General features: G+C 39.0%; 28 protein-coding genes and 1 other RNA gene. 12 read left to right on the top strand and 17 right to left on the bottom strand.

Annotation, left to right across the window (positions count from 1 at the left end):
* Both rplS and tyrA read left to right on the top strand, forming a co-directional pair.
* The coding region (gene rplS, locus ENH88_RS05150) for a 50S ribosomal protein L19 (protein WP_304180386.1) at positions 1-242 on the top strand (242 nt) is incomplete at its 5' end.
* 370 nt (positions 243-612) lie between these two features.
* Positions 613-1746 carry a bifunctional chorismate mutase/prephenate dehydrogenase gene (gene tyrA / locus ENH88_RS05145; protein WP_304180385.1) on the top strand — a complete coding sequence of 378 codons (1134 nt, stop codon included), beginning with the start codon at positions 613-615 and terminating at the stop codon, positions 1744-1746.
* A gap of 57 nt (positions 1747-1803) precedes the next feature.
* Here tyrA and ENH88_RS05140 read toward each other — a convergent pair whose 3' ends face one another.
* On the bottom strand, positions 1804-2961 hold the full coding sequence (locus ENH88_RS05140; RefSeq protein ID WP_304180383.1) for a chorismate mutase: 1158 nt from the start codon (positions 2959-2961) through the stop codon (positions 1804-1806).
* A 360-nt stretch (positions 2962-3321) separates the two neighbouring features.
* On the opposite strand from ENH88_RS05140, the gene ENH88_RS05135 reads away from it, so the two are divergent.
* Positions 3322-6330, top strand: coding sequence for a bifunctional diguanylate cyclase/phosphodiesterase (locus ENH88_RS05135; protein WP_304180381.1), 3009 nt, complete (start codon positions 3322-3324; stop codon positions 6328-6330).
* A gap of 63 nt (positions 6331-6393) precedes the next feature.
* On the opposite strand, the gene tyrP is transcribed toward ENH88_RS05135, so the two are convergent.
* Positions 6394-7596, bottom strand: a complete 1203-nt coding sequence (gene tyrP, locus ENH88_RS05130) for a tyrosine transporter TyrP (protein WP_304180379.1) — start codon at positions 7594-7596, stop codon at positions 6394-6396.
* 385 nt (positions 7597-7981) lie between these two features.
* On the opposite strand from tyrP, the gene ENH88_RS05125 reads away from it, so the two are divergent.
* The gene (locus tag ENH88_RS05125) at positions 7982-8884 is read left to right on the top strand and encodes a DMT family transporter (protein WP_064665865.1); all 903 of its coding nucleotides are present in this window, start codon (positions 7982-7984) and stop codon (positions 8882-8884) included.
* 30 nt (positions 8885-8914) lie between these two features.
* On the opposite strand, the gene ENH88_RS05120 is transcribed toward ENH88_RS05125, so the two are convergent.
* Positions 8915-9790, bottom strand: a complete 876-nt coding sequence (locus ENH88_RS05120) for a flagellar protein MotY (protein WP_283711220.1) — start codon at positions 9788-9790, stop codon at positions 8915-8917.
* A 223-nt stretch (positions 9791-10013) separates the two neighbouring features.
* Between ENH88_RS05120 and rnt the strand changes: the two genes are divergently transcribed.
* Together rnt and ssrA are read left to right on the top strand one after the other, a co-directional pair.
* Complete coding sequence (gene rnt / locus ENH88_RS05115) at positions 10014-10682, top strand: ribonuclease T (RefSeq protein ID WP_304180378.1); 669 nt, start codon at positions 10014-10016, stop codon at positions 10680-10682.
* A 140-nt stretch (positions 10683-10822) separates the two neighbouring features.
* Positions 10823-11179, top strand: a transfer-messenger RNA (tmRNA) gene (gene ssrA, locus ENH88_RS05110).
* 246 nt (positions 11180-11425) lie between these two features.
* Here the strand turns inward: ssrA and ENH88_RS05105 are convergent.
* From ENH88_RS05105 to ENH88_RS05055, 12 genes are all read right to left on the bottom strand, one after another.
* A complete protein-coding gene (locus ENH88_RS05105; RefSeq protein WP_304180376.1) occupies positions 11426-11593 on the bottom strand; it encodes a hypothetical protein in 168 nt (55 codons plus the stop codon).
* Positions 11594-11980: 387 nt separating this feature from the next.
* On the bottom strand, positions 11981-13210 hold the full coding sequence (locus ENH88_RS05100; protein WP_304180375.1) for a hypothetical protein: 1230 nt from the start codon (positions 13208-13210) through the stop codon (positions 11981-11983).
* The gene (locus ENH88_RS05095; protein WP_304180374.1) at positions 13191-14246 is read right to left on the bottom strand and encodes a zonular occludens toxin domain-containing protein; all 1056 of its coding nucleotides are present in this window, start codon (positions 14244-14246) and stop codon (positions 13191-13193) included. Before ENH88_RS05095 ends, ENH88_RS05100 begins: the two co-directional genes overlap by 20 nt.
* A gap of 1 nt (position 14247) precedes the next feature.
* Positions 14248-14700 (bottom strand): hypothetical protein, encoded by a 453-nt coding sequence (locus ENH88_RS05090; RefSeq protein ID WP_304180372.1) that lies wholly within the window; start codon positions 14698-14700, stop codon positions 14248-14250.
* Between the two features lies 1 nt (position 14701).
* Positions 14702-15073, bottom strand: coding sequence for a DUF5455 family protein (locus tag ENH88_RS05085; RefSeq protein WP_304180370.1), 372 nt, complete (start codon positions 15071-15073; stop codon positions 14702-14704).
* Positions 15074-15083: 10 nt separating this feature from the next.
* Positions 15084-16538, bottom strand: coding sequence for a hypothetical protein (locus tag ENH88_RS05080; protein WP_304180368.1), 1455 nt, complete (start codon positions 16536-16538; stop codon positions 15084-15086).
* A gap of 64 nt (positions 16539-16602) precedes the next feature.
* Complete coding sequence (locus ENH88_RS05075; protein WP_257325503.1) at positions 16603-16839, bottom strand: major coat protein; 237 nt, start codon at positions 16837-16839, stop codon at positions 16603-16605.
* A gap of 97 nt (positions 16840-16936) precedes the next feature.
* On the bottom strand, positions 16937-17020 hold the full coding sequence (locus ENH88_RS23185; protein WP_414704805.1) for a tail virion protein G7P-2: 84 nt from the start codon (positions 17018-17020) through the stop codon (positions 16937-16939).
* A gap of 47 nt (positions 17021-17067) precedes the next feature.
* Entirely contained in the window at positions 17068-17391 is a 324-nt protein-coding gene (locus tag ENH88_RS05070; protein WP_138608243.1) for a hypothetical protein, read from the bottom strand.
* Positions 17392-17479: 88 nt separating this feature from the next.
* A complete protein-coding gene (locus ENH88_RS05065) occupies positions 17480-17710 on the bottom strand; it encodes a hypothetical protein (protein ID WP_304180364.1) in 231 nt (76 codons plus the stop codon).
* A 39-nt stretch (positions 17711-17749) separates the two neighbouring features.
* Complete coding sequence (locus ENH88_RS05060) at positions 17750-19855, bottom strand: replication endonuclease (protein ID WP_304180363.1); 2106 nt, start codon at positions 19853-19855, stop codon at positions 17750-17752.
* A 2-nt stretch (positions 19856-19857) separates the two neighbouring features.
* Entirely contained in the window at positions 19858-20112 is a 255-nt protein-coding gene (locus ENH88_RS05055) for a DNA-binding protein (protein WP_304180361.1), read from the bottom strand.
* A gap of 145 nt (positions 20113-20257) precedes the next feature.
* On the opposite strand from ENH88_RS05055, the gene ENH88_RS05050 reads away from it, so the two are divergent.
* Together ENH88_RS05050 and ENH88_RS05045 are read left to right on the top strand one after the other, a co-directional pair.
* The gene (locus ENH88_RS05050; RefSeq protein ID WP_304180359.1) at positions 20258-20620 is read left to right on the top strand and encodes a hypothetical protein; all 363 of its coding nucleotides are present in this window, start codon (positions 20258-20260) and stop codon (positions 20618-20620) included.
* Between the two features lie 73 nt (positions 20621-20693).
* A complete protein-coding gene (locus ENH88_RS05045) occupies positions 20694-21689 on the top strand; it encodes a phage integrase (RefSeq protein WP_304180357.1) in 996 nt (331 codons plus the stop codon).
* Between the two features lie 127 nt (positions 21690-21816).
* Here the strand turns inward: ENH88_RS05045 and ENH88_RS05040 are convergent, their stop codons facing one another.
* Together ENH88_RS05040 and ENH88_RS05035 are read right to left on the bottom strand one after the other, a co-directional pair.
* Positions 21817-22707 carry a hypothetical protein gene (locus tag ENH88_RS05040; protein WP_304180356.1) on the bottom strand — a complete coding sequence of 297 codons (891 nt, stop codon included), beginning with the start codon at positions 22705-22707 and terminating at the stop codon, positions 21817-21819.
* A gap of 101 nt (positions 22708-22808) precedes the next feature.
* Positions 22809-23558 (bottom strand): BRO-N domain-containing protein, encoded by a 750-nt coding sequence (locus tag ENH88_RS05035; protein WP_244390366.1) that lies wholly within the window; start codon positions 23556-23558, stop codon positions 22809-22811.
* 414 nt (positions 23559-23972) lie between these two features.
* On the opposite strand from ENH88_RS05035, the gene ENH88_RS05030 reads away from it, so the two are divergent.
* The 4 genes from ENH88_RS05030 (at position 23973) to ENH88_RS05015 (ending at position 26645) form a co-directional block, all read left to right on the top strand.
* Positions 23973-24371 carry a hypothetical protein gene (locus ENH88_RS05030; protein ID WP_304180353.1) on the top strand — a complete coding sequence of 133 codons (399 nt, stop codon included), beginning with the start codon at positions 23973-23975 and terminating at the stop codon, positions 24369-24371.
* On the top strand, positions 24334-24954 hold the full coding sequence (locus ENH88_RS05025; RefSeq protein WP_304180352.1) for a Fic family protein: 621 nt from the start codon (positions 24334-24336) through the stop codon (positions 24952-24954). The genes ENH88_RS05030 and ENH88_RS05025 overlap by 38 nt, the downstream gene beginning before the upstream one ends.
* A gap of 231 nt (positions 24955-25185) precedes the next feature.
* Positions 25186-25728: a type IV toxin-antitoxin system AbiEi family antitoxin gene (gene abiEi / locus ENH88_RS05020; RefSeq protein ID WP_192540381.1), complete on the top strand. Its 543-nt coding sequence runs from the start codon at positions 25186-25188 to the stop codon at positions 25726-25728.
* Positions 25725-26645, top strand: coding sequence for a nucleotidyl transferase AbiEii/AbiGii toxin family protein (locus ENH88_RS05015; protein WP_304180348.1), 921 nt, complete (start codon positions 25725-25727; stop codon positions 26643-26645). Before abiEi ends, ENH88_RS05015 begins: the two co-directional genes overlap by 4 nt.
* Positions 26646-26681 lie beyond the last annotated feature (36 nt).

The following is a 26681-nucleotide window of genomic DNA, read 5'->3' as shown; positions in this document are numbered from 1 at the left end:
CTAAAGAGCGTCTACAGGCCTTTGAAGGTGTTGTAATCGCTAAGCGTAATCGTGGTCTTCACTCAGCATTCACGGTTCGTAAAATTTCGAACGGTGAAGGTGTTGAGCGTGTATTCCAAACGCACAGCCCTCTTATCGATAGCGTAGCAGTTAAGCGTCGCGGTGCAGTTCGCCGTGCGAAACTTTACTATCTACGTGAGCGTTCTGGTAAATCTGCACGTATTAGAGAAAAGCTTAACTAATACGCGCTGTTTAGCAACGCAAAAAAACGGGTTGCAGCCTTCGGGTTGCAACCCGTTTTGGTTTTTATGATAAGAGAAGTTAGCGAGGTGAAAGAGTAAAGTTAAAAGATCGAGCTCTAGTGATCACCATAGCTTGATTAGAGCTCAGCGAAGCCCACAAGCAATATTCTAAAAAGTACTACACATATATCGAATTTAACTTCAGTCATCCTTAAAGGATATGGCTTAGCACTTAAAACTCAAACCCTCATTCTTTTACTTATTTAGCCTTTTAACAACCAAGCGATCCTGTTAGTATTTATCGTATTGATTAGTTTACTTTTATGTAAATTTAAATGTACGAAATTGCAGTTTTTAAGGTGGTAGTCGCGTGGCGGATATAAAACAATTAGATAAGTTAAGAGCGGGGATCGATGAATGCGATGCCCAGTTGGTTGCACTGCTGGCTAGACGTAATAGTATTACCGAGCAGATCGGCGCAATCAAACAACAAACGGGGGCGCCACTGCATGCCCCTGATCGTGAAGCTACTTTATTAGCTGCCCGTCGCCAAGAAGCAATCAACCAAGGTGTTAACCCTGAACTAGTGGAAGATATCCTACGGCGAATGATGCGTGAAGCATATCAAAACCAACAGGCTAAACTTGCTTGTAGTGCACCGCAGCTATCACCTATTGTGATTGTGGGTGGCCAAGGTGCAATGGGCCAGCTGTTTGCTCAGCAGTTTATTCGCTCAGGTTATGAGGTCAGAATACTCGATAAAGAGCAGCAAAGTAACGCGCAAGAAATATTAACTGGCGCAAAACTGGTGATGATCAGTGTGCCTATTAATGCTTTAGAAGCCGTGGTAACAGCCTTACCAAAACTTGATGATGATTGTTTATTAGTTGATATTACTTCGGTTAAGCAAGCGCCATTAAAAGTATTAAAAGCCGTGCATAGCGGACCTGTGGTAGGTCTACATCCAATGTTTGGCCCTGATATCTCTCATTGGGTAAAGCAAACAGTGGTGGTGTGCGAAGGCCGTAATCATGAGATTGCCCAAGGTTTATTGTCGCAACTGCAAGTGTGGGGCTGTCAACTCGTTGAACTTGATGCGCAAAAGCACGACGAAGCGATGCAAATCATTCAGGTTATGCGCCATTTAACCACGTTTGTATATGGCCAATTTTTAGCAAAACAAAGCCATACCTTGGAAGAGCTGCGCAGTTGTTCGTCACCGATTTATCAATTAGAGTTGATGATGGTAGGGCGATTATTCGCACAATCACCAGAACTTTATTCTGACATCATGCTCGCACAATTTGACAATGTAGAGCCGTTGCTAGCGCAGTACCAAGATACCTTTGCCAGCACCTTGGCAAAATTAAAAGCAAGTGATAAGGCTGCTCTGATTGATTCGTTTGCTGATGCGAAAGCTTATTTTTCCGATTCTACGGCACACTTTTTAACCCAAAGCCGTAGTTTATTAAACAAAGCCAATGATGCCAAAGTGCTTGATTAAAAAAATTTTAATCAAGGAAGGGCTCAATTTGAGCCCTTTTTATATTTTGTGTAATGCTTAACCTTCTACGCTTACAGCTTGTAGTGATTCACTTTGGTAGCAACCGAGTACACGGACATATTGGGTGTGTTCTTTAAGTTCTTCAAGCGCTTGCTTGACTTGGCTATCAACCAAATTAGCTTCTAAATCCACATAAAACACTTCTTCCCATGGGTTGCCAGGAACAGGGCGTGACTCTAATTTAACTAAATTGATATTATGGTGTTTAAAAATCATCAGTGCATCAGCAAGCGAACCGGCTTGTTGCTTAGTGGCCATAATTAAACTGGTTTTAGTTGGGATTTGTTTTGATACATGTAACGGCTTACGCGCTACCACAATAAAGCGGCTGTGATTTTCACGCTGATTGGCAAGCCCTGATTTAATGACCTCTAGACCCACGTTTTTACCCGCTTGTGCTGAGCCAATTGCGGCACTGTTAGCGGTTTCAAGGGCTGATTGTAATGCGCTTGATGTAGAATCACAGGTTTCGTGTTGAATATCGCCTAAGCCTTGCAAAAAGCGGCTACATTGTGCAAATGGTTGTGGGTGAGCAAAAATTTTACTGATCTGACTAAGCTCAGTATCAGGTGTCGCGAGTAAGCAGTGCTCAACACTGTGAGTTACTTCACCGACAATCGATACTTGCGCGTGTTGTAGTAAATCAAATACTTCATTAATACTACCAGAGCTGGTGTTTTCAATTGGTAATAAGCCAAAGTCAGCTTGGCCACTTTCAACTTTACCGGTGATCTGCTCAAAGCTTGAGCAACCCATTTCAACAAGTTTACCTGGGCGACGACTAAAATATTTATGGCAAGCAAGTTGGCTATAAGAACCTTGACCACCTAAATACGCCACGCGATGCGTTTCACTCATTACATCAGGGTTTAAGTTCTTTTGTAACATGGCTTGTTGATTAAGGACTGAATCTTCTAAGATGGTTTGAAAAACGTTATTCACATAATAGGCGTCTAGGCCGAGTGACTTACCGTAACCGATGAGCTTCTCTAATAAGGCCAGTTCACGGGCTTCGTCTCGTATCGGTTTATTATTAGCGATCTTATATTCTACGACACCGTGGCTAATTCGGCGACGCTTAGCCAGTAAAACCAGTAAGTCAGAATCGATTTCATTAATATCGTGTCTGAGTGAATTTAGTACATCATTTGTCATTTTTGGGTTCCTCATTCCAAAAAATTACCTTTTGGGTAATAAAAACAAAAAAGCCTCCCAGTTGGGAGGCTTTGCTATTCGGTTGATTTAATCTCGCAAACAGTTAAGCCTCTCCTATCTAAAGAAGCTAAAAAACGAAAAATGTAATTGCGAAAATTTTATATTCATAAGCTTAATGTATGGAGAGTAGGCTATAAAGTCAACACTCTAGCGGGTTTTATCTCCATGAAAGGATAGTTTATTTTCGATATTGGTTTTTTTCAGTAATATTAACGAAAAATTTATAAATCTAAATAGGGATCTGGTATATTTATTTAGGTGAATTTAAATAAAAATAATTATTAAAAATAAGGTTGTCCTGTGGTGTATAGACGCCCACCATCACGTTTTGGTGTAAATTCGTTAAGTATGAAACTCTCATTGTTAATTTCAGCGATCTGTTTAATTGCTGGGATTTGCGCTGCGGTGTTAATGCTCAAATCAGAAGAAAAGCAGCTGGTATTTGAAGAGCATGAAATGCTCAAACATTCCAGTGAGCGTTTGATCCGCCAATTTAATAATTTAGTGAAAACAAAAATTAATATTGCTGAGCAGGCCAATAATGTTGTCTCTAGTCAGCTATTTTATAACTCATCGCAATTGATGAGTAATCAGAGTGCGCAGCTGAGTTTTGATCCTGACGGCAGTATTCGCAGTGCCTCTGAAGACGGTTTATCAGCGGCTTTTATGCCACAAGATAAATATTCACCTTTTTATAAAAAACTCATTAATGATTCTGAATCGCTATGGAAAATAGTCGCACCTACTTTGATCCAAGATTTCTTTAACTTTTATTTAATTACCAAAGATAATTTTATTCGCATTGCGCCTCCTAATTGGGCTTTGAATGTTGCGGGTTCCCATCAGTTTTTTGATAACCAAAGTTTTAATTATGCGCAAGAAGCACTCAATCCTTCCCGTTCAGCAGTGTGGTCTAAAGTTTATTACGATAAAATTTGGCATAAATGGTTGGTCAGTGTGCTTGTGCCGATTTATCTTGAAAATGAATTTTTAGGGGTTACAGGTAGTGATTTAGCGCTGGATTCACTGATTTCGCAATTGCCAATAGGCGATAATGAACAGCATTTATTCGTTTTTGATAGCCAAGGGCAATTACTTGCTCATCCAAATTTGAGTAAAAATTTGTACGAAGTATACGGCCAAGCAAATAAACCACTGCGCAGCCATGATTTTATCAATGACGATCTACAACAGCTGATCAATCAAACTATCAAAATGCATTTACCAGAATACGCAGACTCCTTTGTGCAAGATGGTGAAACCCACATTATAAATATTCGCAAAGTTGCACATTTAGATTGGTATATTGGTATTTATAAAAAACGCTCATCGGCACTTTCTGCGCTTGAAGAGCTAAAAGTGAAGTTTTTTGGGCTGTTTATTTTATACGCTATTTTGGTGGCGCTGTTGTTACATCAAGCATTGTACCAACTGGTGCTACGTCGAATTCATTCGCTAGTACATGCCGTAACTAGCTTTGGCAAAGGGCACTTACAAATTGAGTTCCCAAAAGAAAATAAAGACGAAATTGGCACTTTAAATGGCTCTTTTCGCGATATGGCGATTGAAATTCGCAAGCTTATCGATGGTTTAAATCAGCGTATTACTGAAAAAGAAATTGCTGAAAAAGCCGCAAATCGATTATCAAAAGCGGTGGCTTTCTCTGGTACTGGGGTGGTGATAACCGATCAACATTTTGTGATTGAATACGTCAATCCAAAAATGTTAGAAATGACTGGGTTTGATGAAAACCATTTTATGCAGTCGCCATTATTAAGCATTATCGCCATCGAAATGGCGATATTAGTTGATGACATCGATATTGATTTACGTAGCCGAAATTATTGGCGCGGCGATACCTTGATCCAAGGTTTAGATAAAAAACCAATCTGGGTGTCGCTGAGTATCTCGCCAATTCGCGAAGACGGTGGCAGCATTACCAGTTATGTTGCTTCCGCCCAAGATATTTCGTTTGTTAAAGAAAGCCAACGCAAGATGGAGCAATTAGCCTATTTTGATACCTTAACTGGGCTTGCTAATCGTACCTTCTTTAGAATGCAATTACGCAAATCCATGGCGCTTGCGGAGCGTGGTCATTATGCGTTTGCCTTATTTTATTTTGACTTGGACGAGTTTAAACGTATTAACGATACACTCGGTCATGACGCCGGCGATCAGTTATTGGTTGAAGTGGCGAATCGATTGAAAAAACGACTTCGCGCAGAAGATACCATTGCTCGTTTAGGTGGCGATGAATTTGCCGTGTTGCTCAGTGGGATTGAACGCCAAGAGCACGCAATGGATGTGGCGAATACCATTCAACAAACTTTGAATGCGCCAATAATGCTTGGTAATAACGAGGTAATTATCAGTGCCAGTATTGGTATTACGATGGCACCATACGATAGCAAAGAAGAAGATCAGCTGCTAAAACATGCTGATTTAGCAATGTATGAGGCAAAAGCAAAAGGACGTAATACCTATCACTTTTATAGCCAAGAACTCAATGCCGCTGCGAATGAACGGTTGTTTATTGAAAATGAACTACGTGTCGCAATTAAAGCAAAGCAATTTGTTATTTACTATCAACCGCAAGTAGATAGCCGCACTCAGCATGTAGTGGGCTATGAAGCCTTGATCCGCTGGTTTCATCCGAGCGAAGGGATGATCCCCCCTACCAAGTTTATTCCAATAGCTGAAGCGACCGGTTTAATTGTTGAATTAGGTGCTTGGGTATTGCAAGAGGCCTGTGAGTTTGCCGCTCGATTAGCCGTGCAAGGGCGAGAGAATAATATTTCTATTAACCTTTCAGCACGACAGTTTAAAGATGCCAAGTTAGTGCCGTTATTAGCATCGATCATTAAGAAAACCAAGGTGCCAGCCAAGCGCTTGCATCTTGAATTAACCGAAAGCATGCTAATGGGCAATGTAGAAGCGGCTATTTCACAGTTGCATCAGCTCAAAGCACTTGGCGTATCAATCTCTATCGATGATTTTGGTACCGGTTATTCGTCATTGAGTTACTTAAAACGTTTTCCTGTTGATATTTTAAAAGTTGATCGCTCGTTTGTTAAAGACATACCTGATGATCAAAATGACATGGAGATCACTGCTGCAATTATAGCGATGGCACAAAAGCTAAAATTAAATGTGGTAGCGGAAGGCGTTGAGACCATAGAGCAAGTGGAGTTTTTACAAAACAATAACTGCTTTATCGTACAAGGCTATTATTATAGTGCGCCGATCGCAGAGAGCGAATTATCAAACTTGTTTGAAAAGCTCAATGATCGGGCTAAATCCTATTCATAATCTAGCTTTAGTGCGTATCTTGTAGCAATAGCAAAGGCACCCTTAGGTGCCTTTGTTGTGTCACTAACCAATCGCGGGGATCAAACCGGCCATTTGTAGCCCCTGAGCGCCGATAATAAGCACGCCACAAAGTGCGGCAACCGCTAAGCCAATATTGCCTCCGCGCACAGCATAGCCGTTTTTATCACTGCTGCCACGTTGCTTATAAACCATCGCGACGGGTAAAAATACAGCCAGTATCACTAAAGCGATAGCCGCATAACCTAAAGCCATAATAAAGCCTTGTGGGTAAAATAGCGCAAACCCTAATGGTGGAATAAAAGTGATCAGCGCAGTTTTGATCCTATCTTTATTGCCATCGCCTTTTTTAAACGCATCAGCAAAAAAATCAAACAAACCTAAGCTGACACCTAGAAATGATGTCGCTAGCGCTAAATCTGCAAATAGGTTAACCGCCGTGGCGACCGCTGAGTTGTTTGCAATATTGGCAATGCTTGCTACAAAACCTGGTAAGCCGGTACTTGTCAGTAGCTCTGCTTGGCTCATCATACCTTGGCTAATTAATTGCCAAAAAATATAAATCACTAAGGGCAGGGCGGCACCGGTGATCATCACACGGCGTAAGGTTTTAATATCAAGGCCCACATACTTAACGATGGACGGAATTGAGCCATGAAAACCAAACGAGGTAAATACCACTGGAATAGCTGATAAAATAAGCCCTTGTTCAATCGGCATTTCGAGTAAATGTTGGCCGTGAACATACGGGGTTAGCATATAAAATAAACTCGCTAATACCACAATCTTGACGCTAAATAGCACCCGATTTAGCTTATCGACCTTACTGGTGCCTAAAGTAACAACGGTGCCTATTACGATAGCTAAAATGAGCGAACCGACTTGCGGGGCAATAGTGAGGTTAAAACCAGTGTTTATTTTTTCTTGTAGCTGCGCACCACCGCCTGCAATATATGCCGCACAAAGCGCATAGAATAAAAACATCACTGAAAAGTTAGCCAGATATTGGCCACGCTTACCGAGCCATGATTTTGCTAGCGTATTTAGCGTGGCATCGCGATCAGCATGTTGATGTAGTTCAAGCATTAATAACGCGGTATAAGTCATTAACGCCCATGTTGAAATAATTAACGCTAATGCGGTTGTAAAACCCAGCCCAGCAGATGCGATTGGTAGTGCTAGCATCCCTGCGCCGATAGTAGTACCTGCAACAATTAACATGCTGCCGATTGTTTTATTTTTAAGCACTTTTTGCCCCTAAAACTTCGTGAGAGGCAGGCAAGATATAACTAGTTGGCACAAACTTAAATAGTTTTGTTATAAATCAAAGAAAATAAATGTAACTTATGATTTACAAGCTAAGCTAGTGAAGGCTGTTTTTACTATAAAAATCATTCAATGTGTTGACTTATTGTGCAGGTCTGCTATTTCTATAACTTCACTTTATTATTAAAAATTCTATTTATATGCAACACATAAACCGAGCCCTAACAATGCGCCCATGGCTGAATCTATCAGTTGTGCGTCCATTGCTGCGCTGCGGTTAAGTTGTTTTTACTAACCGCGATTTCAAAGCGGTTAGTGTTGTACTCCTTCCTCTTTGTTATCGCCGCCTTGCTAAAGGAATAAGCGTGTGAGCGTTAAAGCATCGTATTTTTTAATGGTTTTAATTTGGTCAACCACCCCATTGGGCATTGTCTGGAGTAGTGAGTCGGTCTCGCCAACGCTCGCAGTGTTATTACGTATGTCGATAGGTTTAGTGCTGGCTGCCTTGGTTGTAGCAATTGCTAATATTCGCGTTCCTTGGCATCGTCGCGCGTGCTTTTTGTATGGCTACTCGAGCATCGGCATTTATGGTGGCATGTTATTGAGTTACATGGCTGCTAAAACGGTCCCTTCAGGGCTTATTTCTTTGATGTTTGGCTTAGCGCCTATTTTATCTGGTCTATTAGCACAGCGACTACTCAACGAGCCAAAATTCAGCGTCGTTAAACTAATTGCGTTAGCGTTTGCATTATTGGGGCTATTCTTGGTAAGTGAAAAACACATGCAAGGCTCATTAATGCAGATACAAGGCTTAGCCTACGTATTTATGGCCGTGTGCTTTTTTAGTTTAAGTGGCGTAATGATCAAGCGAGTAAAAATTGCTATTCATCCAATGGCAACCACATTCGGTGCATTAGTATTTGTGACTCCGTTGTTTTTTATTACTTGGTGGCTGGTTGATGGTGAGCTTAACAGCAGTGCCTGGAGTGCAAAATCGTTATGGTCAATTGGCTATTTAGGGGTATTTGGTTCACTCGTGGGTGCATTGGCTTATTTTCATGTGTTACAAAAATTACCGGCAAGTACGGTCGCTTTGACGACCTTGATCACCCCAAGTTTTGCGCTAGGTTTAGGCGCATGGCTAAATAATGAAGCCGTAGATCAGCAATTGTTTATAGGGGCTGGTATTATCTTACTGAGTTTAGCGGTATTTCAGTTTGGTGATGGTTGGTTAAAGAAAAAGGCTAAGTTTACTAAACTTAACCCTTAATATTGGTAAAATGTAGCTAGCAAGTACTGGCTACATTTTTTCTATCTGGATCACTAAGCGGCGGTTTTTATCGCGGCCTAATATATTGTCGTTAGTTGCTATATGGCGTTTCTCACCAAACCCTTCGGTTTCAACTTTGCTCTCATCAATCCCCAAGCTCACCATATATTCTTTAATTGCTTGCGCACGTTTTTTTGATAACTCTAAGTTATTCCAACGTCCGCCGTAGCTATCTGTATACGAGGCAATTGAAATAGCCGTAATACTGGTATCGTATTTTAAATACTCAGCAATTTTATCTAAGCGTTGCTGCGATGACTTGGTCAGCTTACTGGTGTTTGGTTGGTAATTCATCACAGTGAACGATATATCTTCAAAGCTGTATGGCAATAATGCGTCGCGACATTGTAAAAATGCCCAATAGGCTTGTTTAAAATTAATACTTGATAAGCCCACGGCAATTTTATCGGCACTATTTTGCCAGTCTTGGTAATAAAACGTAGGTTGATAGCCTTTTTCAAGCTCGGTTAACATTTCCCATGCGGTGTTATTGCCGAGTTCACCGTCAAACTTGCGGAGTAACTTCATATTGGCAATATCGCGTGCAGGCAAACCCGCCCGCCAAGGTGGTGGCACGGCTTTTAAGCCTGCAATACTGTAATTGTCAGGGCGTACAACCATATCTAAATTAAACAGCACGTTTTTGTTTTTACTGGCTGTGGCACTAAAAATAGCTTCGCCATAATATGGAACTTCATGATTTAACTGACATTGTAAGCGAGTTGTTGTTACCACTTGCCACTGTGAGGTATCTGCTGTTGCAGTGTATTGGCGCATTGCGGCAGTGGCGCTATAGGGTAATAGACCAATTGCTGTGAGGCTTATAGATAACAATGACAACTTCACCACGGAACTCTCCAACAGGGTTTACTTTAATCAAACTAAGCAGAGCCAATTAATTGGCGAGCTAAGCATTAAAAACGCTCAGTAACTGCAATTGTGACGCTAATTTAGATTAAAGCAATTTATATGCCTACAATTTATAAAATAATTAATCTTGAAAGCCCCTAGCCTAGAGGGCATCAATTTTGTCATAATAACCAGCTGATACTGACAAACCTAGAATACTATGGCAAATACTGAACAAACTCTTTTCGCAAAACGCTTTCGTGGCTTTTTTCCGGTGGTTATTGACGTTGAAACGGCGGGCTTTAATAAAGCAACCGACGCGCTGTTAGAAATTGCGGTGTCAGTATTAAAAATGGATGATGAAGGCCTACTCAGTATTGATCATACTGTGCACTTTCATGTTGAGCCATTTGAGGGCGCAAACATTGAGCAAGCAGCCATTGATTTTAATGGCATAGATCCTTTCTCGCCATTACGTGGTGCGGTGTCTGAAGATGAAGCGATCAAAGAAATTTGCAAAGTAGTGCGTAAGGCGCAAAAAGCGGCGGGTTGTCAGCGTTCAGTGGTTGTTGCTCATAATGCGGCATTCGATCATGGTTTTTTAAATGCCGCCATCGAGCGTAATAATATCAAGCGCACCCCATTTCATCCTTTTGTGAGTTTTGATACCACTTCTTTGGCGGGGTTGGCACTTGGCCAAACCGTGCTGGCGAAAGCATGTCGTGCAGCGGGGATTGAATTTGACAACAAACAAGCGCATTCAGCATTGTATGATACCGAACGCACGGCAGAATTATATTGTTTAATCGTGAATCGTTGGCAGCAACTGGGTGGCTGGCCATTAGCAGAAGAAACACAAACCCCTACAACAGACGAAGAAACAGAGTAATAGTAAGGTTACAAAAAATACGATTGTTTGATAAGTAGCCAGTTAACCGACTATTATAAAATAAAGGGCAGAAGGAGCTTGAGTATCAGCGCTTTACTCAGTTATACTGGCTATACGCTCTGAATGAGTTTACTAATTCAGGGGCTGATTAGGATTCGACGGAATTCAAGAAGCCCAAGGTGCATGTCGAGGTGCGGTTTGCCTCGTTAAAAAGCCGCAACTTAAAGTAATCGCAAACGACGATAACTACTCTCTAGCAGCTTAGGCTAGCTAGCGCTCCTTCCATGTATTCTTGTGGACTGGATTTTGGAGTGTCACCCTAACACCTGATCGCGACGGAAACCCTGGCTGGGGTTGAAGCGCTAAAACCAAGCAGCCTCGCCTTTATCTATCGTGTTCGTCCGAGATTTAAAGGTTAATTAAAAGACGATACTAAACATGTAGTACCGACGGTCGAGGCTTTTCGGACGGGGGTTCAAATCCCCCCAGCTCCACCACTTTAAAGTGATACAAAACAGCCAGTTAGAGAATTATGCTTTAACTGGCTTTTTTATTTCTATTGCACTTGTCCACTTAGTGCCCACATTAGTTTTATAAAGGTTTATCAGGGGCGCTTTGCGCGGTTCTGTGCAAAAATAATTTATGATGCGCTTCGCTTGGTTACGACCTAGTTGACCAGGAGGTAAGTCAGGCATTTTTGTGAGGTCTACATGGCTTCGCCATAGAAATAGTTTAGCCTGGCGTTAGTCATCAACTTGTGGTGAAGAAGGTTTAGTCTTCCAATGATCTTCAAAAGATTGTCTAAGTTTACCATCTTTGTTAATTAAAATATCTTCAAGGTCTTGCATTACTTCTTCTTGTTCTTCAGCAGTTAAATCATCAAACGGCTTATTATTATCAGGTAATGTCATTTTCAATCCTTATCAAACAGCGTATAGATAAAGTAGGAGATATTATTGACCTAGTAAAGATATTAAATTCACTGGGATTTGTCACCGTAAAGATAATAGCCGGCCTAGGATGAAATTAGTCCACTGTGATTTGTCACCATGAGAATAACAGCCGGCTTAGGGTGAGATTAGTTCACTGTGATTTGTCACCGTGAATATAACAGCCGGTATAGGCTGAAACTAGTTCACTGCGATTTGTCACCGTAAAGATAATAGCCGGTGTAGATTGAGATTAGTTAACTGCGATGCGATTTATTAGCTTAATACCATTACATATAATTTAACCGTACCCCAGCAACGCAAGCGCCGCTAGAGTACGGTTAAATTATATGTCTAAGTTATTGGCGGTTAGAAAATGACAGTTTTTAGCATTATAGTTAACTCTCTTTGTACGCTATTCTCGGTATGAGTTTTAAAAAGGTTACCGAGGAAAGGAATGTCTTGAAGTGCAGGAACTCCATTAGTACTTGTTCTATTTTCTTCGCTTATTAATCCACCAAGTACAATAGTTTGACCATTGGTTACTGAAACAGTGGTTTGGATTGAACGTTGGTTAGTAATAATATCAGCAGCAACGGTGGAGTCTGTGACACTGGAAGACTCTTGGTTGATTTTTAGGATAACTTTTCCATCTTCAAGTATGTGTGGTACTACTGAAAGTGAGATGCCGACATTTTTTCGCTCTATCCTTGTTGTTGTCCTACCTCCATCAGTCGTATCTTGAGCAACTAAAAATGGCACGTTTTGCCCAACTGATATTGCTCCTTGCTCTCTGTCCATAACTAGTAATGTTGGTGTGGATAATATCTTAGTGTTCTTCACTTTAGACATAGCGTTAATGACTGCTCGAATATCGCCATTAGAGGAGTGCATTGCGGTTGCGCCAGGTAATGTGGTAACAGAGTTTAGAGCGCCAAGAAGGTTTGAAGTTAATGTAAATCCATTAGTTTTTAATGCTGATGATAAGTCTACGCCAACAGAAGAACCATCACCGGCATCACTTTCCATTATTACAGCTTCAATCAGAACTTGCCTAATACTAGTGTCTAATGCTTTTCTGAGGCTGCTTAGTTGGTTATGGACTTCAGGCGAGGTTATTACTAATAGTGAATTTGAGTTAGGTAAAATTGAAACACTTGGCAGCTGGAACTTTACGTCATTTATTTTTTCCATGAATTTTTTATCAGTATCAGGGGTTTTTATAGACTGAGAAAATAGGGGGGCAACCTTTGTGCTTTGTATGTGAGTAAATGTATAAACAACAGACTCTAGTGCCCCGACTGTAATCATTTGACTTCTATCAGATTCTACTCTTATTAAGTCATTGTTATTTAAAACCACTAAGTTGTTGGATTTTGCGATTTGTTCTAAAAGTATAATGAGATCATCTTTATTGATATTAGGAATGTCGGCCGTAACCTGTGTTGTGCTTGCCTCTTGAGAGACAATGATAGTTTTACCTGTTTCTTTTGAAACAAAGGATGTCAAATCTGTTAAAGGTGAATTTCTTAGCTCGAATGCATCATAGGCATAAGAGTTGAAAGCTAATAGCATTAGGCTAGCAAAAAACAGTTTCATTTTTATCACCTTTTGTAAAAGTAATTTCGCACGAACTATTAATTTTCATTGTGTAACCTTTAGATTTTAAGGCTCTGTGAGTGAGCGTTGCACCGGCGTTGTTTGTAATAGTGAAGCTTTGTGAATTTGGTAAATTTGAGAAAGAACTAATCTTGTATTCACTTAAGATGAGTTTCTCGGTAATAAGTTTTGGTGAAGTTGCTGCATTATTTTCACCTGGCCCAGGTGATGATGCATATATATAAATAGATGGAATTAAAGCCCCCAATAGCAAAAGTTTTACCTTTGAAAATTTCTTTAGATATATTTTGGTTATTCTCATAACGTTCCTAAAAGTTGGAGGGACTTGGTATCTGCCGTGCGTATAATATGTTGGGATTACACTATAAGTACCATGTTCATAATCAGGGCTAAAAATTTGTTTAGTGTCATAGCAGCTATATAGGCTTATACCCACAGTAACCCATTTATCAACAGTGATAGATGTAGGTAGAGTTCCATACTTTACAATCCCAAAGTGAACCTTAGGCAGAGGAAGTTTAGAGCCAGTTAAAAGCTTGAATAAGCCGCCAACAAAAGGGATGTTTAACTTATCAGTTCGCCTACAGTGAACGACTAACTCGCCCAGTGCTTCACGAGCTTGTTTATCAACTAGCGTTATGTTTTGAATAAGAAAATCAATGTCCCATCCTTTTTTTCGTGCATGAAGGAACCAATTAATTATTTCTTGTCTCGATTTATCGTTCCATGTTCGAGAGTTAAACCAAGTGCCGCACTCATCTAAAACAATCAGACCATTTTTTGATTCATCGTATGAGCGGTTGCCAATACCTATAACTTCAAAGTCAAACAGCTCAGGTTTGTCAGGTAGCCTATAAAGTTTCGTATTTTTTTTATCGCGGCCTAACATGCTAGGAAGGTGAATATTTAAGTTAGTTGCAACGGGAAGGCCTTTCTCTAGGCGAGCCTTTATTCTTGCAACTGAGTTTAGTGATTTTCCAGCTCCAAGCTTCCCTGTTATAAAATGAACGGGCATATTATTTCCTTATAATAAAATCAACATTGATAACGCGGACATATTTATTTTTAAAAAGTGATTTTGAGTGAGAAGTTAAAAAAGTAGATTGTTGTATGAGGTAAACATCACATGATTTAGATGACAGATACATCAGTGACTCAATAAATTTAGGGTCTGCATGGTTTTTGTTGTGCATGAATTCATCGAAAATGAGTAGCTCTGGCAATTCGGATTCACCTTTTTCAGTTCTATCGCTAGTCAATTGCGTGAAAAATTGTGCTGGTTGAAAAGCTTGACCTGAGCCAATTAAACTTAGATTTTCATCATATTCGTAAGGCGTTAACGAATCGAAATCTTCTAAATTTATATTTGTAAATACACTTTTATTTAATTCTAAGTACTTAATAATTAAATCTGCTCCATAAGCTGACTTACCAGATGCAGGTTCACCGATGATAAAATTAATAGACATATTATTTTCCTCTTCCAAATGACTCAATAAAGTAAACTTTCCATACCCAGACATACCGGATAACGTTAGCGCTAATAATTGATGATAGGCATAATGCTGCATTGTCAGGTACGACTAAGGATGCAGCTTGAACTAGGTAGTCAGGAGCTATTACTGAAATCCCCAGCATAATTGATCTGATTCCGGTAAAAACAGCTACAGTCAATCCAATTAAGGCAGTCAATATTGTTAGTTGCATTGCTATTTTTGTTGATACCCACTTAGCGAAAAATGCGACTATTTGACCAAATATACCCGCTAGAAAAGCTACCAAGGCGGGTAAACGCATTAGGTTTGCTGCACCGGCGATTATAGGTAGTAAGATTGCTGGCATAATATATCCTCTAAAATAAACTTGACTGGTGTGATGCTGTTCGAGGGACTATTCCTGTCATCAAGATAGAAATAAGTTTTAGAACTGTGTAAAGACCTAAAAGCCATCCGAATAAAGCTTTAAACTTTTCGGAAAATTCACAGGTAATAACGTATTGCTTACCATTGCGCTCATAAAGGACTAGAGGGGCACATACACCAGAAGAAGGTATTAGTTCTGTAAAATAAGACATGAATGCTTCAAGTTGTGACTCTGACATTTCTGGGCCAAGTGGTGAACCATCCTTAAATTCATTCACTTTAGTTTCAAAGCCCGTGGTAATAGTATTTAACTCTTCTGTATAAAATCCATCAATAGAATTTAAGGTGTTTTGAATTTGCTCTGTTGTTAATCCGTGAGGGGACTCACAGTATTTATTTTCTGGTGTTGGAGTGCACTCATTTCCACAATAATTATTCTCAGGAGTAGGTATACATTGACTTGTATTTTCTGCAATTTGGTTAAGTAAACCACTTACATTTTCAAGATGAGTATTTGTATCATCTAATTTTTCACTCATAGCAACAGTTTGCGAATCGGTAGCTGATTTTAATTGACCTAATTGAACTTGGTTACTTGTAGCTAAACTTGAAATTGATTGAGATACCTGGTCTCTTAGCATATTTGAACTAGATTCATTTGAACTTTGAAGTTGTTCAATTGATGACTGCAAAGATGAAGTTTGCGAGTTTATTGAATTTGTAATATCTGAACGTAATGATTCAGATGAGCTTTTAACCTCATTATTTAAGTCATCAATTTTAGATAATAGTTGTGTCGATGAGTCTTTTTCTTGCTCTTTAAACTCTGAGATTTTTTGTATTAAAGGATCTAAATCAGGATTAGGAGTTGGCTCAGGGTCAGGGTTTGGTTCAGGATCTGGTTCTGGGTCAGTAATGCTAGGACAAATTTCCGTCTCTAATAAATATGAGCCATCAGAACATTGCTGCAGATGTGGTCTATCACAATTAGGATAACCGAGTAAATCTGGTGGGAAACCATCATTACAAGTTTCAGGTGGTATTTCACATGAACCAGGTGTGTCAATTTTACATTGGGTTCTTACAATATCGAAGGTGTAACCAGTTGGGCAACTTTTATATCTAGTGAGAGTATATAAACATGCTAAATCTGGGCTTTGGGGTGTACCGCCGGTAGCCCAAGACTCAGTAAATCGGTAATCACCTAATCGACTTGGACAAGTTTCAATAGCAGACTTCCATATACCTTCAACTACTTGGTATCTAGCGTTGTAATCAGAAGAGTGTTTGAATACTTGGGGTTGGTTCTCAGTAAATGCTTGATAGAAGAACTCGACAGTTGGCATTGTTTGTGTTGGATTTTCTTCAGAATCAATGAATTCAGGGCATTGCTCGGTGGCTTGTATTGAAAAAGATAATAAGAGTAAGAGAATTATTTTTTTCATCTGTTTGCCTTAGATAAAAAAGACCAACACTAAGTTGGTCTCATAGTTGATGTAATAATTAGAATTAAGTAGCGCTCTTAGAAAAACGTTTAAATAATTTAATTAAAATGAACGCACCAACAATCACCGGAACTACAGTCCATGCTAATGTTTCAAGCTCAGTGATTTGAGTTAAAAAATTAGTGAATGCAGTGGTGATACCAGCCGGTAAAGCTGATTCAGCAAAAGCTGAACTTGATACCAGTAGTGAACTTACAATCCCCGCTTTGACAAGCTTGTTTTTTAAAATATGTTTTTTCATGATGTAGAAACCTCAATCATCCTTTCAAAGTACTTAGGTAAAGCGCCAAATACCCAACCTAGGGCAAAAGCACCGATAAAATAAGAAGACAAAGTAATCACCTTTGACCCCCTTTAATTGCGCCTAGGCCAAAACAAATAGCCAAGGTTGCGCAAAAGATCGCGTCATAGATAAGACGCATATTCAGCATTAACTCGTTAAATTGCTCAGGGCTCATTTCCATGACAATCAGCCTTTTGGTTGCTCTGTATCAGCAATCGAATTAAGTCGGAAACCCTTCCATTCCATCTGGCGAGCTACGTTAGCGCCTTCGTAGTATTCAAGGTTTAATAAAACAGGCTTTAAGCCCCACCCACTTGGGTCTGATTGCAGCTTTTCTAATTGCTTGTAAACACCACTTTCGACTTGGTCAGGCGTTACTTTTACACTCCAGATGCTTGCAGGGCTTTTTGTATGAAACTTAAATTCACCTGCCACAGGCAAGGGAACACCTTTGTCATCCGTTTTGTTTACGATTTTTAAATCTGTAATTGCACCTTCGATGCTAGCCATAGTTATTGCTCCTTTGAGTAGTCTTCTATCAATTGTTTCTGTGAAGTTATTAAATCTATAATTCGCTGCTGATAATCCATAAATTGCCTCAAGTCGTTACACAAACAGCGTGAACTGTAGGATTTTTGTTTAATTTTTCCAGCTTAACTAAATCTGTTTCTAAACTTTCCTTTTGATAAAATTTTGCACCGGCTAAACACCAAGCTGTCTTTACTCTTGATGATTTACCGAATCCGCAAAAGAAACGGTGTTTAACTTTTATGGTGTATGCTGTATCTGGGGGCGTGAATAAGTTTGTAATGGCGCCTTCAATATTCATAATTTCTCCAGTTGGGTTTAATTTTATTAATAGTTACACTTAATGACACAAGTCCAAGGGCGCGACTTCGTCGCTTAAAACATTAGAAGCCAAAGCTTCGTAGTCCATGAATAAGCACATGTTTTGGTAATCTTCGATTGCACAAGATTCAAGGAACTGCATCTCCTCTTTACTAGGCGCAAATAAGCGACCGTCGTCATGCCAACTTTGTATTTGCTCAGAAACACCAGCCATCATCTTGCGTTGAGCGTTAAGCTCTCTTTCTGTAAGGATTTGAGATGTACCACGGCGAGTAATTACAACTATTGAATCCCATGCAACACCTAGAATTCTGTTTGAAGCACGGTCGCCATATTTACTTTTGATGCGACTAATCTCGCCAGTAATTTCATCAACAATATCAGGAACATGATAGTGTATGCGTATAGGCTGCTTATCTCGCTTAACTTGTACGCCTCCCATAGCTAAACAGAATTCCTTCCAATTACCAGAATCAGCAGCACGTCTTACTTTTTCCAATACATATTCAGATACTTTATCAAGAGTTGTATTCATGGCATTTGCAACCTCACATTTTCCTTTATCACCTTTACCTAGCATTCTAAGCTCTCTCCAGAGAGTGATAGAGGGGCCACCAATTGGTTGAAATCGTCTAATTCGAGAAGCCTTTGACCAAGCTGTAGCTCTTTCGGCTGCGTCAGCAGGAGCAATGTCTATTTGGCCAGCTTTGGAGCAATTTATATTTTCTAAGCAACTCCCTGTTATTGCCTTCATGATGTATTTAACTATGTAGCCAGCGCTCGAACCTTTGCTTTTTCTCATGCGAATAGGCTTGAACCTAATCGTGCTGCGTGATATTTCTTCAGGTGTATCTTCTGTTAGAAGGGTTCGTAAAATTTTTCGAACGGTATGAATATGCTCTTTTTCCATAAATAAAAGCATATGCCAGTGTGGGCAACCATCATGGTGAGGCTCTACAACTCGGTAGCCATAAGGTCGAATCTCTCGTTTGGCAAATCTAGCTCTGGCTTTAACCCATATTTCCCTGAAATATTTATGGCATTCATTAGCTGTAGAGCCATCGTATTTATCGTTTGGGATACCTGTTTTGTTTACTGAATGAAACCGACTTGGTGCCGAGAATGTGTAAAACTCGCCAACATGCCCCATTTCCTCGGCTAACTCCTCAAACCCCCTTATGCAAGTCATTAGCTCAGATACTTGCTGTACTCCTGACGTATGAGAACGTTCAACGACTGATGCTAGAGTTTCGAAATCTTCAAATGGATTTGAGCCTTCTGGAACAACAAATAGGCCTTTCATCATCTCAGCTGTTTGTAGATTTCGGTATCTTCGATTTTTTACGGTAAAGTCAGATGCGTATGGGGTAGCTTTTGCATGTACTAGACGGAAATCTCGATGTATTTGTTCAACTGTTTCTGCTTGTATTTGGCGTAATTTTCTACGCCACCATATTGGATCTGCAAAACGGTTTAGTGAGCCTATAATTGACTCCATGTTAAATTCTAATTCTGGCGGTGATATCTTGAATGAGCTGATAAAAGAACTTAATAGCTGGTATACACGAACCCCATAACCAAATTGTGCTATTTTCAACTGGCAGAATCTCGCCTTATTTTCTGCTGCTTCAATAAGCTCTGAATCAGTGCATGAAAGCTTTATTTCACCGGTTAAATCATCACCAAGCTTGAAGCCTCCAAGAGTTAATGCATTATCTGCCTTACTTAAGACTTCATTTGCTTTATCAAGGTCATAAAACTTTTCAAGTAGGGAAAAGCCAGTGCTAAGTATTTTTGCCAAATTAGGGTGACGCTTAAAAATTTGATTACGCCACGACTTGTGATCAAAAAAAGAATTTAGGGGTTTTTTATTAAACTTCCTTAGACCTTTGCGTTGTTCACTATTTAAGAGGTAGTTAGGTAGCTCTTTAGTTAAGCCATTAACAATATCAGTAGCAGTACCACTAGGACGTATGGATTCAGTAGCTTTGCAAGCTGCATCAACTGGGAATAGATCTGAAAATTCAGCCTCAGACAAGACACTTAAATCATGCACATGGGGATTAAAAGGCTCTGGTGCAGATGTTCTTTGTGGCTTAAAAGTTTGTTGCTCTGCCATCTTCATAATTAATTACCTTGATTGCTAGTTAAGGTCATATCGATATTTGCTGCTTTTGCTGCTTCGGCATAAAGGGCAATCATGTTGATATATTTTTTTACTCGAGCAGGATTTTCACCAGGAGAACACGGTGGGGTGTATACTGGTAACCTACCTGCAAAAACAGCGTTAACGACATCCTTTACGGTAATACCCTGTAAACGTGCGTATTCCTGATAGGTCAGAATTGGGGTTGGAATTGATAAAATTAATTTGTCGTGCATAGTTTACTATCTCAATCCTTTAATATAGTATGTATGTACTATATTATATCATTTTGCTGTAAATGTTATTTATTATATATACTGGTTATTTAAATTTATGTAAAGTTTATTTAAATGGGTAGGTATGAAAATATGAGTGTGTTTCATGAGTAAAAAATTAAAAAGTACCAAAGAAGTAATTGAAACTATTAAAGATATTTATAGTTTTAAAACATTAACTGAAGTATCAATTTATTTTGGAAAACAAAGGAATTGGGCTACACAAATGATTCAAAAAGAGTCCATTCCATACCCTCAATGTGTTCAGGCATGCAATGAAAAAGGTGCTTCTATGGACTTAATTTTGTATGGAATTAACGCTCCTATTTTTGATAAAAAAGTTATGCTTGAACAAATTAAAGAGGGGTTGTTTGAGAGTGTTGACCTTGGAATTTTACCTAATTTAAATAAAGATAAATTAACAAGCACAGCGGTCATTGTGATGAAGGGTATTGAAAAATCATTTTAGTTTTAGGTATGTAATAGTTTAAGCTTGCGTAAAAAATTGCATATTAAACGCATGTTTATACCTGAGAAATTAAATGACAATCAAAAAAGTTGATGGTGGTTACAAAGTTGACATTCGTCCTTGGGGTGCTGATGGCCGAAGGATTAGAAAGGTTTTTCCTACACGTGGCGAGGCGCAACGATTTGTAAATCATACTATTGCTGAGGCGGAAGATAAGCCTTGGAAACAAGAAAAAATTGATAGCCGTCACTTATCTGATTTAGTCCAGCTTTGGTACAAAGTACATGGTCAAACTTATGCTTCACCGCAGCGGGCTTTAGCTAAATTAGAAATGATTTGTGAAGCGCTAAACAATCCAATTGCTATGAATTTACAGGCTAAAGATTTTGTTAAATGGCGTGGTGAACGTATGTCGGGTGAAACGCCAATAAGCCCAAAAACTGCAAACAACGACCTTGTTTTAATTAAGAGTATGTTCAATAAGTTAATTGAAGTAGGGGAGTTAAAATATCCAAATCCTTTAGCTGAAATTAAACCGTTCAAACTACAGCAAACCGAACTTTCATTTTTAATGGAAGACGAAATAATTACTTTGCTAAATGAATTAAAACGCTCTACTAACCCGCATATTTTAATTGTGTCTAAAATCTGTTTAGCTACAGGTTGTAGGATAAGTGAAGCGTGTAATTTGAAAGGTTCTCAGGTTATAAAATCAGGCAATAGCTATCGCATCACCTTTATTAATACCAAGGGTAAAAAGAACCGAACTGTACCAATTAGTGAAAAGCTGTTTAATGAGATCCCCAAAAAATCAGGGCCACTATTTGCAGATTGTCGAAAGGCGTTTGAAAGAGCGGTAAATAAAACGGATATTAATTTGCCAAAGGGACAGTGCAGCCATGTCCTACGGCATACTTTTGCGAGTCATTTTATGATGAACGGAGGTAACATTTTAGTTTTACAGCAAGTACTTGGCCATGCAAAGATTGAGCAAACCATGGTTTACGCGCACTTTGCACCAAGTCATTTAGAGGATGCCATTAGATTAGGTCCTAAGATTCAATTCTAACAAATATTCTTTTTGAATGAATCTTAATTTTATGCGCAGCTTCTTGTGTTCAAAGCAAAGGAGAAATTTTTTGGACGCCTCTTGATACGAGGCAGTCAGTTGGAAGCTTACTCTTTTATATCAAGGCTTAATAGCCAAGGATATTTTTGGCTAGATTTATATAACGCATTCTTTTTTCTATAATATTAAGGTAGTAAAACTGATCAAACTTAACTTCTTTTTTTAAAATTTCTGTTTTTTGTCCACCATATGATTCCGTAATGATGAAGGAAAACTTTTGATATTTTTCGCTGTCTAATTCGTGTATCTCAAAATCTGTAAAGTGAATAGTAAGTCGTACGTACTTTTCAGCGTTTTTCTTTTTACATATAGTGCCGTACTTAGAGACAAAGCACCAAGTTGCATTTTCATTAATAAGTTTTTTTAGCTCCCTTCCTGATGAGTAGTTTATGTCAGTTTTTTCAAAAAGGATATCTTGGCTATCTGCCATATACATAAAAGAATAAGGTAAGTTGGGTTTGCTGACATATCTATATAAATGGCCATCTTCTTCTTTGAAGTTTGTTAGCATTTTTTCAAAAAGTGTTTCACTTGCTAAAATTCCAACATCTCTTCTCATAACCGTATCTATAGCATCAGGAAAGGTTTTTATTAACCAAAGCAATTCATTTGAAACAGTCCCTTTTGGCCTTCTCACCTTACTTTTTGAGGAGCTTGGATTAGCGTATGGGCAACTGTCATAAGCATCTTGGCTATATTTACCTACACCACTTACGTCCGATTTTATGTGTCTAGCGTGCATTGACAAGGTTTTTTCTGCTTCATCAATATATTGATTGTCAACATGGACATTTATCAGTATTACAGGATTCTCACATACAGGGCAATATGCGTAATGACGCTTTTTACCGTTAACAGTTTGGTAGAAAGGTTCCCCGCGTTTAGTTGCTTCAATAACACTTTTTTCAGAGATTTTTATGGCTTGATTGATTCCTTTTTTTACTTTGAATACAAACATGCGACTTCCTATGGATTGGTATTTCCGTCTGCATGGATAATACGAGCAGACGGAAATTCTTATCAATTTTATAACAGCTAACCATGTCTCTTATGTTTGGGTTACTGTGCTGTCAGCAGCTTTGGCAAGTATTCTAAAGCAACAGGATCTCTTGTTTTAAAATATCGTGATGCTTGATTTGGGATCCAATCTGTATCCACAAACTGTATAAAAATTGGTAGCAAATCATTACTGTATTGCCTTGCATCATGTTCACTTCCATCTGGAAAAGCATGACTATACATTTTGAAGTTGTCAGCAACGTCGGGATAATTATTTTTCAGATAAGTAGAAAACAAGCGACCTACGCTAACGTCTGGTCGAATTTCTTTTCCATCTAGTGCTTTATCTGGGATTTTATATCCTTCATGCTCGAAACGGCCGTATAAACGTATAAAAAGTTCACTAATTACGGAGAAGTACCCTTGGTCTACTCTTGACCAGTTAGCATTGAAACGGACCATGAAATTTGGTGCTTGGGCATGACCATATCCGCCAGTCTTTCGTATTGTCGGAATTACTTCCTTGGTAATCCAACGTTGAAATTCTTTAGCGGTTGGTTTTCGGCTCGCAAAAACGAGTGAGTATAGTCCGCTCTCTGAAATGATTATTTCTTGTCCGCCATTAATTGGCATAGGAGAAATAATCTTCTCATCTGGGTCTAATCTGCCTAAAGCACTGTTTATGTCTTTTAGTTCTAAAGCTCGGCAGACCTCTTTTGCCAAGAACCAAATGCCAGTATTGATTTCTACAGTAGTTAAGTTTTCAAGGCCAAATTCGCCTTTTCTTCCTTCAAATATTTGTAATTGCATTTCAAACTCCCTGTTTCATTTTTAGTAATACGAACCATCTAAAAAGAGCGACTCGCGCATATTTATTATGTCCACATAATGCCCAAACTTAAAAGATTACACAAGACTTTAAAAGATACTATGAGTAACTAAGTTTATGATTTACAAGTAAGTACCTGTTTTTACTGGTTACATGTAACAATCGAGGCTTTTCGGACGGGGGTTCAAATCCCCCCAGCTCCACCAATATCGGTTTTTAAATTCGTTGATTTAAAAACCCTAAAAAACCCGCAACTTGAGTAATCAAGTTGCGGGTTTTTTTATGGCTTTCATTTATATAAAACAGCGGATTGGTATTACTGTACAAATAAAGTTTTAAAGTGCTATTTTAATAACCGCAGGTCAATTTAACTACCTAAGTAATGAATATAAATAATGCCTAAATACACACCGCCTTTTACCCTCAGCAACAAAATACTGATCCTAGTTGCGCAAATTAGCGAGCAAATAGGAAGGTTAACCATACAACAAGAGCAAGAGAAACTGCTGCGGTTGCGTAAAGTTAATCGAATGCGCACAGTACAGGGCTCGCTAGCCATTGAAGGTAGCACCCTAACACAACAGCAAATTACCGCGATACTCGATGGCAAACGAGTAATTGCACCACCTAAAGAAGTACAAGAAGCACATAATGCAATCAACACTTACGATACACTTGCTCAATGGCAACCAGCAAATAGTAAACACCTACTAGCAGCGCATAGGCTGATGATGAAAGGTTTAGTTAAAGATGCGCATGTATCGTCAAGAAGGTGTTGGGGTGATGTCTGGTGAGCAGGTTATCCACATGGCACCGCAAGCTGAACGTGTAGCAAAGTTAATGGCAGATTTACTGCAATGGCTAGAACAAAGTGATGTGCACCCACTCATTGCTAGTTGTGTATTTCATTATGAATTTGAGTTTATTCATCCCTTTTCTGATGGTAACGGACGAATGGGGCGTTTATGGCAAACATTGATCTTGTCTAAGTGGCATGCGGTGTTTGTGAATATTCCTGTCGAGAGTATGGTGTACCAACATCAAGATACCTACTATTTAGCGATTCGCCAAAGTACTCACCAAACCGATAGCGCTCCTTTTATAGAGTTTATGCTGCAGATGATTTATGACGCAATCTTAGAAGCGAATAACACGACATCAAATGACGGTTTAAATGACGGTTTAAAACTCACAGCTCTAGACAAGGAAATTATTAAGCTAATAACTAACAATACGCATATTACACATATGCAATTGTCAGATGAGCTTAGTAAATCAGTAAGAACAATTGAAAGGCGCATTAAAATTCTAAAAGAAGCAGGGTTGATAAAACGAATTGGCGCTAAAAAAACGGGGTATTGGCAGGTTAACCGCTAACATCCAGAACAAATAAACTGCTGTAAATAAAACGGATATTAATTTACTAAAAGGGCAGTGTAGCTATGCTTTACGGCATACTTTTGCGAGGAAAGGTTCTCTCTAGCTATCATAATTAAGTCTACAATTATGACCTTATTATTTGTCTTTTTTGTATACTTGTAATGGCGGGTTTTTAAGTTTACAATTATGACACTTTTATGTGTTGATAATGATAACTTGAGGTGTGAATTGAAGAAGTCTGAAGCTATTAAAAAGTTTACTGAATACGATAAGCGAGGTCGTTATATCTTCACTAATTCAGATCTTTCGAAAATTTTCCATCAAGACAATGAGCGAACTCTACGAGCGGGCATCAAACGTTTGTTAGATGATGGTTTGCTTGTACGTATTATTAATGGTGTGTACCTCTATACTCTAGCGCAATCTAAGGGGAGTGATACGTTAGAGCAAATTGCCAAAACGATTAGGCGTGGCGAATATAATTACGTCAGTTTGGAATCGGCACTTTCTGAGTTTGGAGCTATCTCACAAATTCCAGTTGATCGCTTAACGGTAATGACAACAGGGCGCTCGGCAGAGTATAAAACCCCGTTTGGGACCATTGAATTTACCCATACAAAACGTGCTCCTATGGATATTCTGGAAGGTACAAATTTAATTGGTAGGCCGCTTAGATTAGCCACCAAACAAGTCGCTTATAGAGATTTAAAACGTGTTGGCCGCAATACGCATTTGGTCAATATAGATGAATTGGAGGATCGTACTTTATGAAAATTGACCAACAGAACTTCGCAAAGTTAGTAAATCAAGCAATGCAAAGTGACAATGTTTCGCACATGCGCGCAGTTATAGAAAAAGAGCTTCTACATTACGATATTTTATTTGCTTTAGAAAAGGCAGGACTGCTTGATAAGTTAACTTTTCAAGGAGGTACATGTTTACGGTTATGTTATGGCGGCAATCGCTTCAGTGAAGATTTAGATTTTGCTGGTGGCAAAGATTTCAGCTCGGTAATGCTGGCTGATATGAAAGCCTGTATTGAAAAATATATCGGCGGAAGATACGGACTTGAAGTCAGTGTTAAAGAACCTAAAGAGTTAAGAGAAGATCCTAAATATGCCGAACTAAGCATTGATAAATGGCAGATTGCAGTTGTTACTTTTCCCGAGAGAAAGGATTTACCTAAACAAAAAATTAAACTTGAAGTTGCTAATATCCCTGCTTATACAAAGGAGCCATTATCTCTGCAAGCAAATTATGACTTTTTACCGGATGGCTATAGTGACGCACTGATTTTAACCGAGACGTTAGACGAAGTGATGGCGGATAAAATAATTTCGTTACCTGCGACAACAAAATATGTTCGGCATCGAGATATTTGGGACCTCGCCTGGTTGCAGCAGCAAGGCGCTACATTGCAAATGGATTTAGTAAAAAGCAAGATCGCAGATTATAAACTCGAGCAATTTGATGTGTTGCTTGCTAATTTAATTGAACGCCTATCAGCACTTATTAAAAGTGATGCATTTATAGCTGAGATGAAGCGCTTCTTACCCACTGACGTGTTTGATCGCACTCTAGCACTGGATAAATTTCAAGCGTATTTAACTTCAACACTTATTAAATTATTTAAAACAGTACAAGATGAGTTATCAGGTAAGGTAAGTACTGTTGAGTTTAAAATGTAGGAGTTCGCACAGGACTTATATAGCAAAACTAATAAC

Origin of the sequence: Pseudoalteromonas prydzensis (assembly GCF_011050055.1) — a bacterium.
GTDB classification, from domain to species: domain Bacteria; phylum Pseudomonadota; class Gammaproteobacteria; order Enterobacterales; family Alteromonadaceae; genus Pseudoalteromonas; species Pseudoalteromonas prydzensis_A.
Note: the sequence above shows the minus strand (reverse complement) of the source record. Positions and strands in the feature narration are given on the sequence as shown.

Coding starts and splice junctions, on each gene's coding strand:
- ENH88_RS05060 (WP_304180363.1), bottom strand. CDS start 19,855: ATGAAGATGGCAGAGCAACAAACTTTTAAGCCACAAAGAACATCTGCA.
- ENH88_RS05070 (WP_138608243.1), bottom strand. CDS start 17,391: ATGGCTAGCATCGAAGGTGCAATTACAGATTTAAAAATCGTAAACAAA.
- ENH88_RS05035 (WP_244390366.1), bottom strand. CDS start 23,558: ATGCAATTACAAATATTTGAAGGAAGAAAAGGCGAATTTGGCCTTGAA.
- rnt (WP_304180378.1), top strand. CDS start 10,014: ATGGCAAATACTGAACAAACTCTTTTCGCAAAACGCTTTCGTGGCTTT.
- ENH88_RS05085 (WP_304180370.1), bottom strand. CDS start 15,073: ATGCCAGCAATCTTACTACCTATAATCGCCGGTGCAGCAAACCTAATG.
- ENH88_RS05065 (WP_304180364.1), bottom strand. CDS start 17,710: ATGAATATTGAAGGCGCCATTACAAACTTATTCACGCCCCCAGATACA.
- ENH88_RS05055 (WP_304180361.1), bottom strand. CDS start 20,112: ATGCACGACAAATTAATTTTATCAATTCCAACCCCAATTCTGACCTAT.
- ENH88_RS05040 (WP_304180356.1), bottom strand. CDS start 22,707: ATGTTTGTATTCAAAGTAAAAAAAGGAATCAATCAAGCCATAAAAATC.
- ENH88_RS05095 (WP_304180374.1), bottom strand. CDS start 14,246: ATGCCCGTTCATTTTATAACAGGGAAGCTTGGAGCTGGAAAATCACTA.
- ENH88_RS05050 (WP_304180359.1), top strand. CDS start 20,258: ATGAGTAAAAAATTAAAAAGTACCAAAGAAGTAATTGAAACTATTAAA.
- ENH88_RS05100 (WP_304180375.1), bottom strand. CDS start 13,210: ATGAAACTGTTTTTTGCTAGCCTAATGCTATTAGCTTTCAACTCTTAT.
- ENH88_RS05030 (WP_304180353.1), top strand. CDS start 23,973: ATGCCTAAATACACACCGCCTTTTACCCTCAGCAACAAAATACTGATC.
- ENH88_RS05075 (WP_257325503.1), bottom strand. CDS start 16,839: ATGAAAAAACATATTTTAAAAAACAAGCTTGTCAAAGCGGGGATTGTA.
- ENH88_RS05090 (WP_304180372.1), bottom strand. CDS start 14,700: ATGTCTATTAATTTTATCATCGGTGAACCTGCATCTGGTAAGTCAGCT.
- ENH88_RS05015 (WP_304180348.1), top strand. CDS start 25,725: ATGAAAATTGACCAACAGAACTTCGCAAAGTTAGTAAATCAAGCAATG.
- ENH88_RS23185 (WP_414704805.1), bottom strand. CDS start 17,020: ATGCGTCTTATCTATGACGCGATCTTTTGCGCAACCTTGGCTATTTGT.
- ENH88_RS05105 (WP_304180376.1), bottom strand. CDS start 11,593: ATGACATTACCTGATAATAATAAGCCGTTTGATGATTTAACTGCTGAA.
- ENH88_RS05045 (WP_304180357.1), top strand. CDS start 20,694: ATGACAATCAAAAAAGTTGATGGTGGTTACAAAGTTGACATTCGTCCT.
- ENH88_RS05025 (WP_304180352.1), top strand. CDS start 24,334: ATGTATCGTCAAGAAGGTGTTGGGGTGATGTCTGGTGAGCAGGTTATC.
- ENH88_RS05080 (WP_304180368.1), bottom strand. CDS start 16,538: ATGAAAAAAATAATTCTCTTACTCTTATTATCTTTTTCAATACAAGCC.
- ENH88_RS05140 (WP_304180383.1), bottom strand. CDS start 2,961: ATGACAAATGATGTACTAAATTCACTCAGACACGATATTAATGAAATC.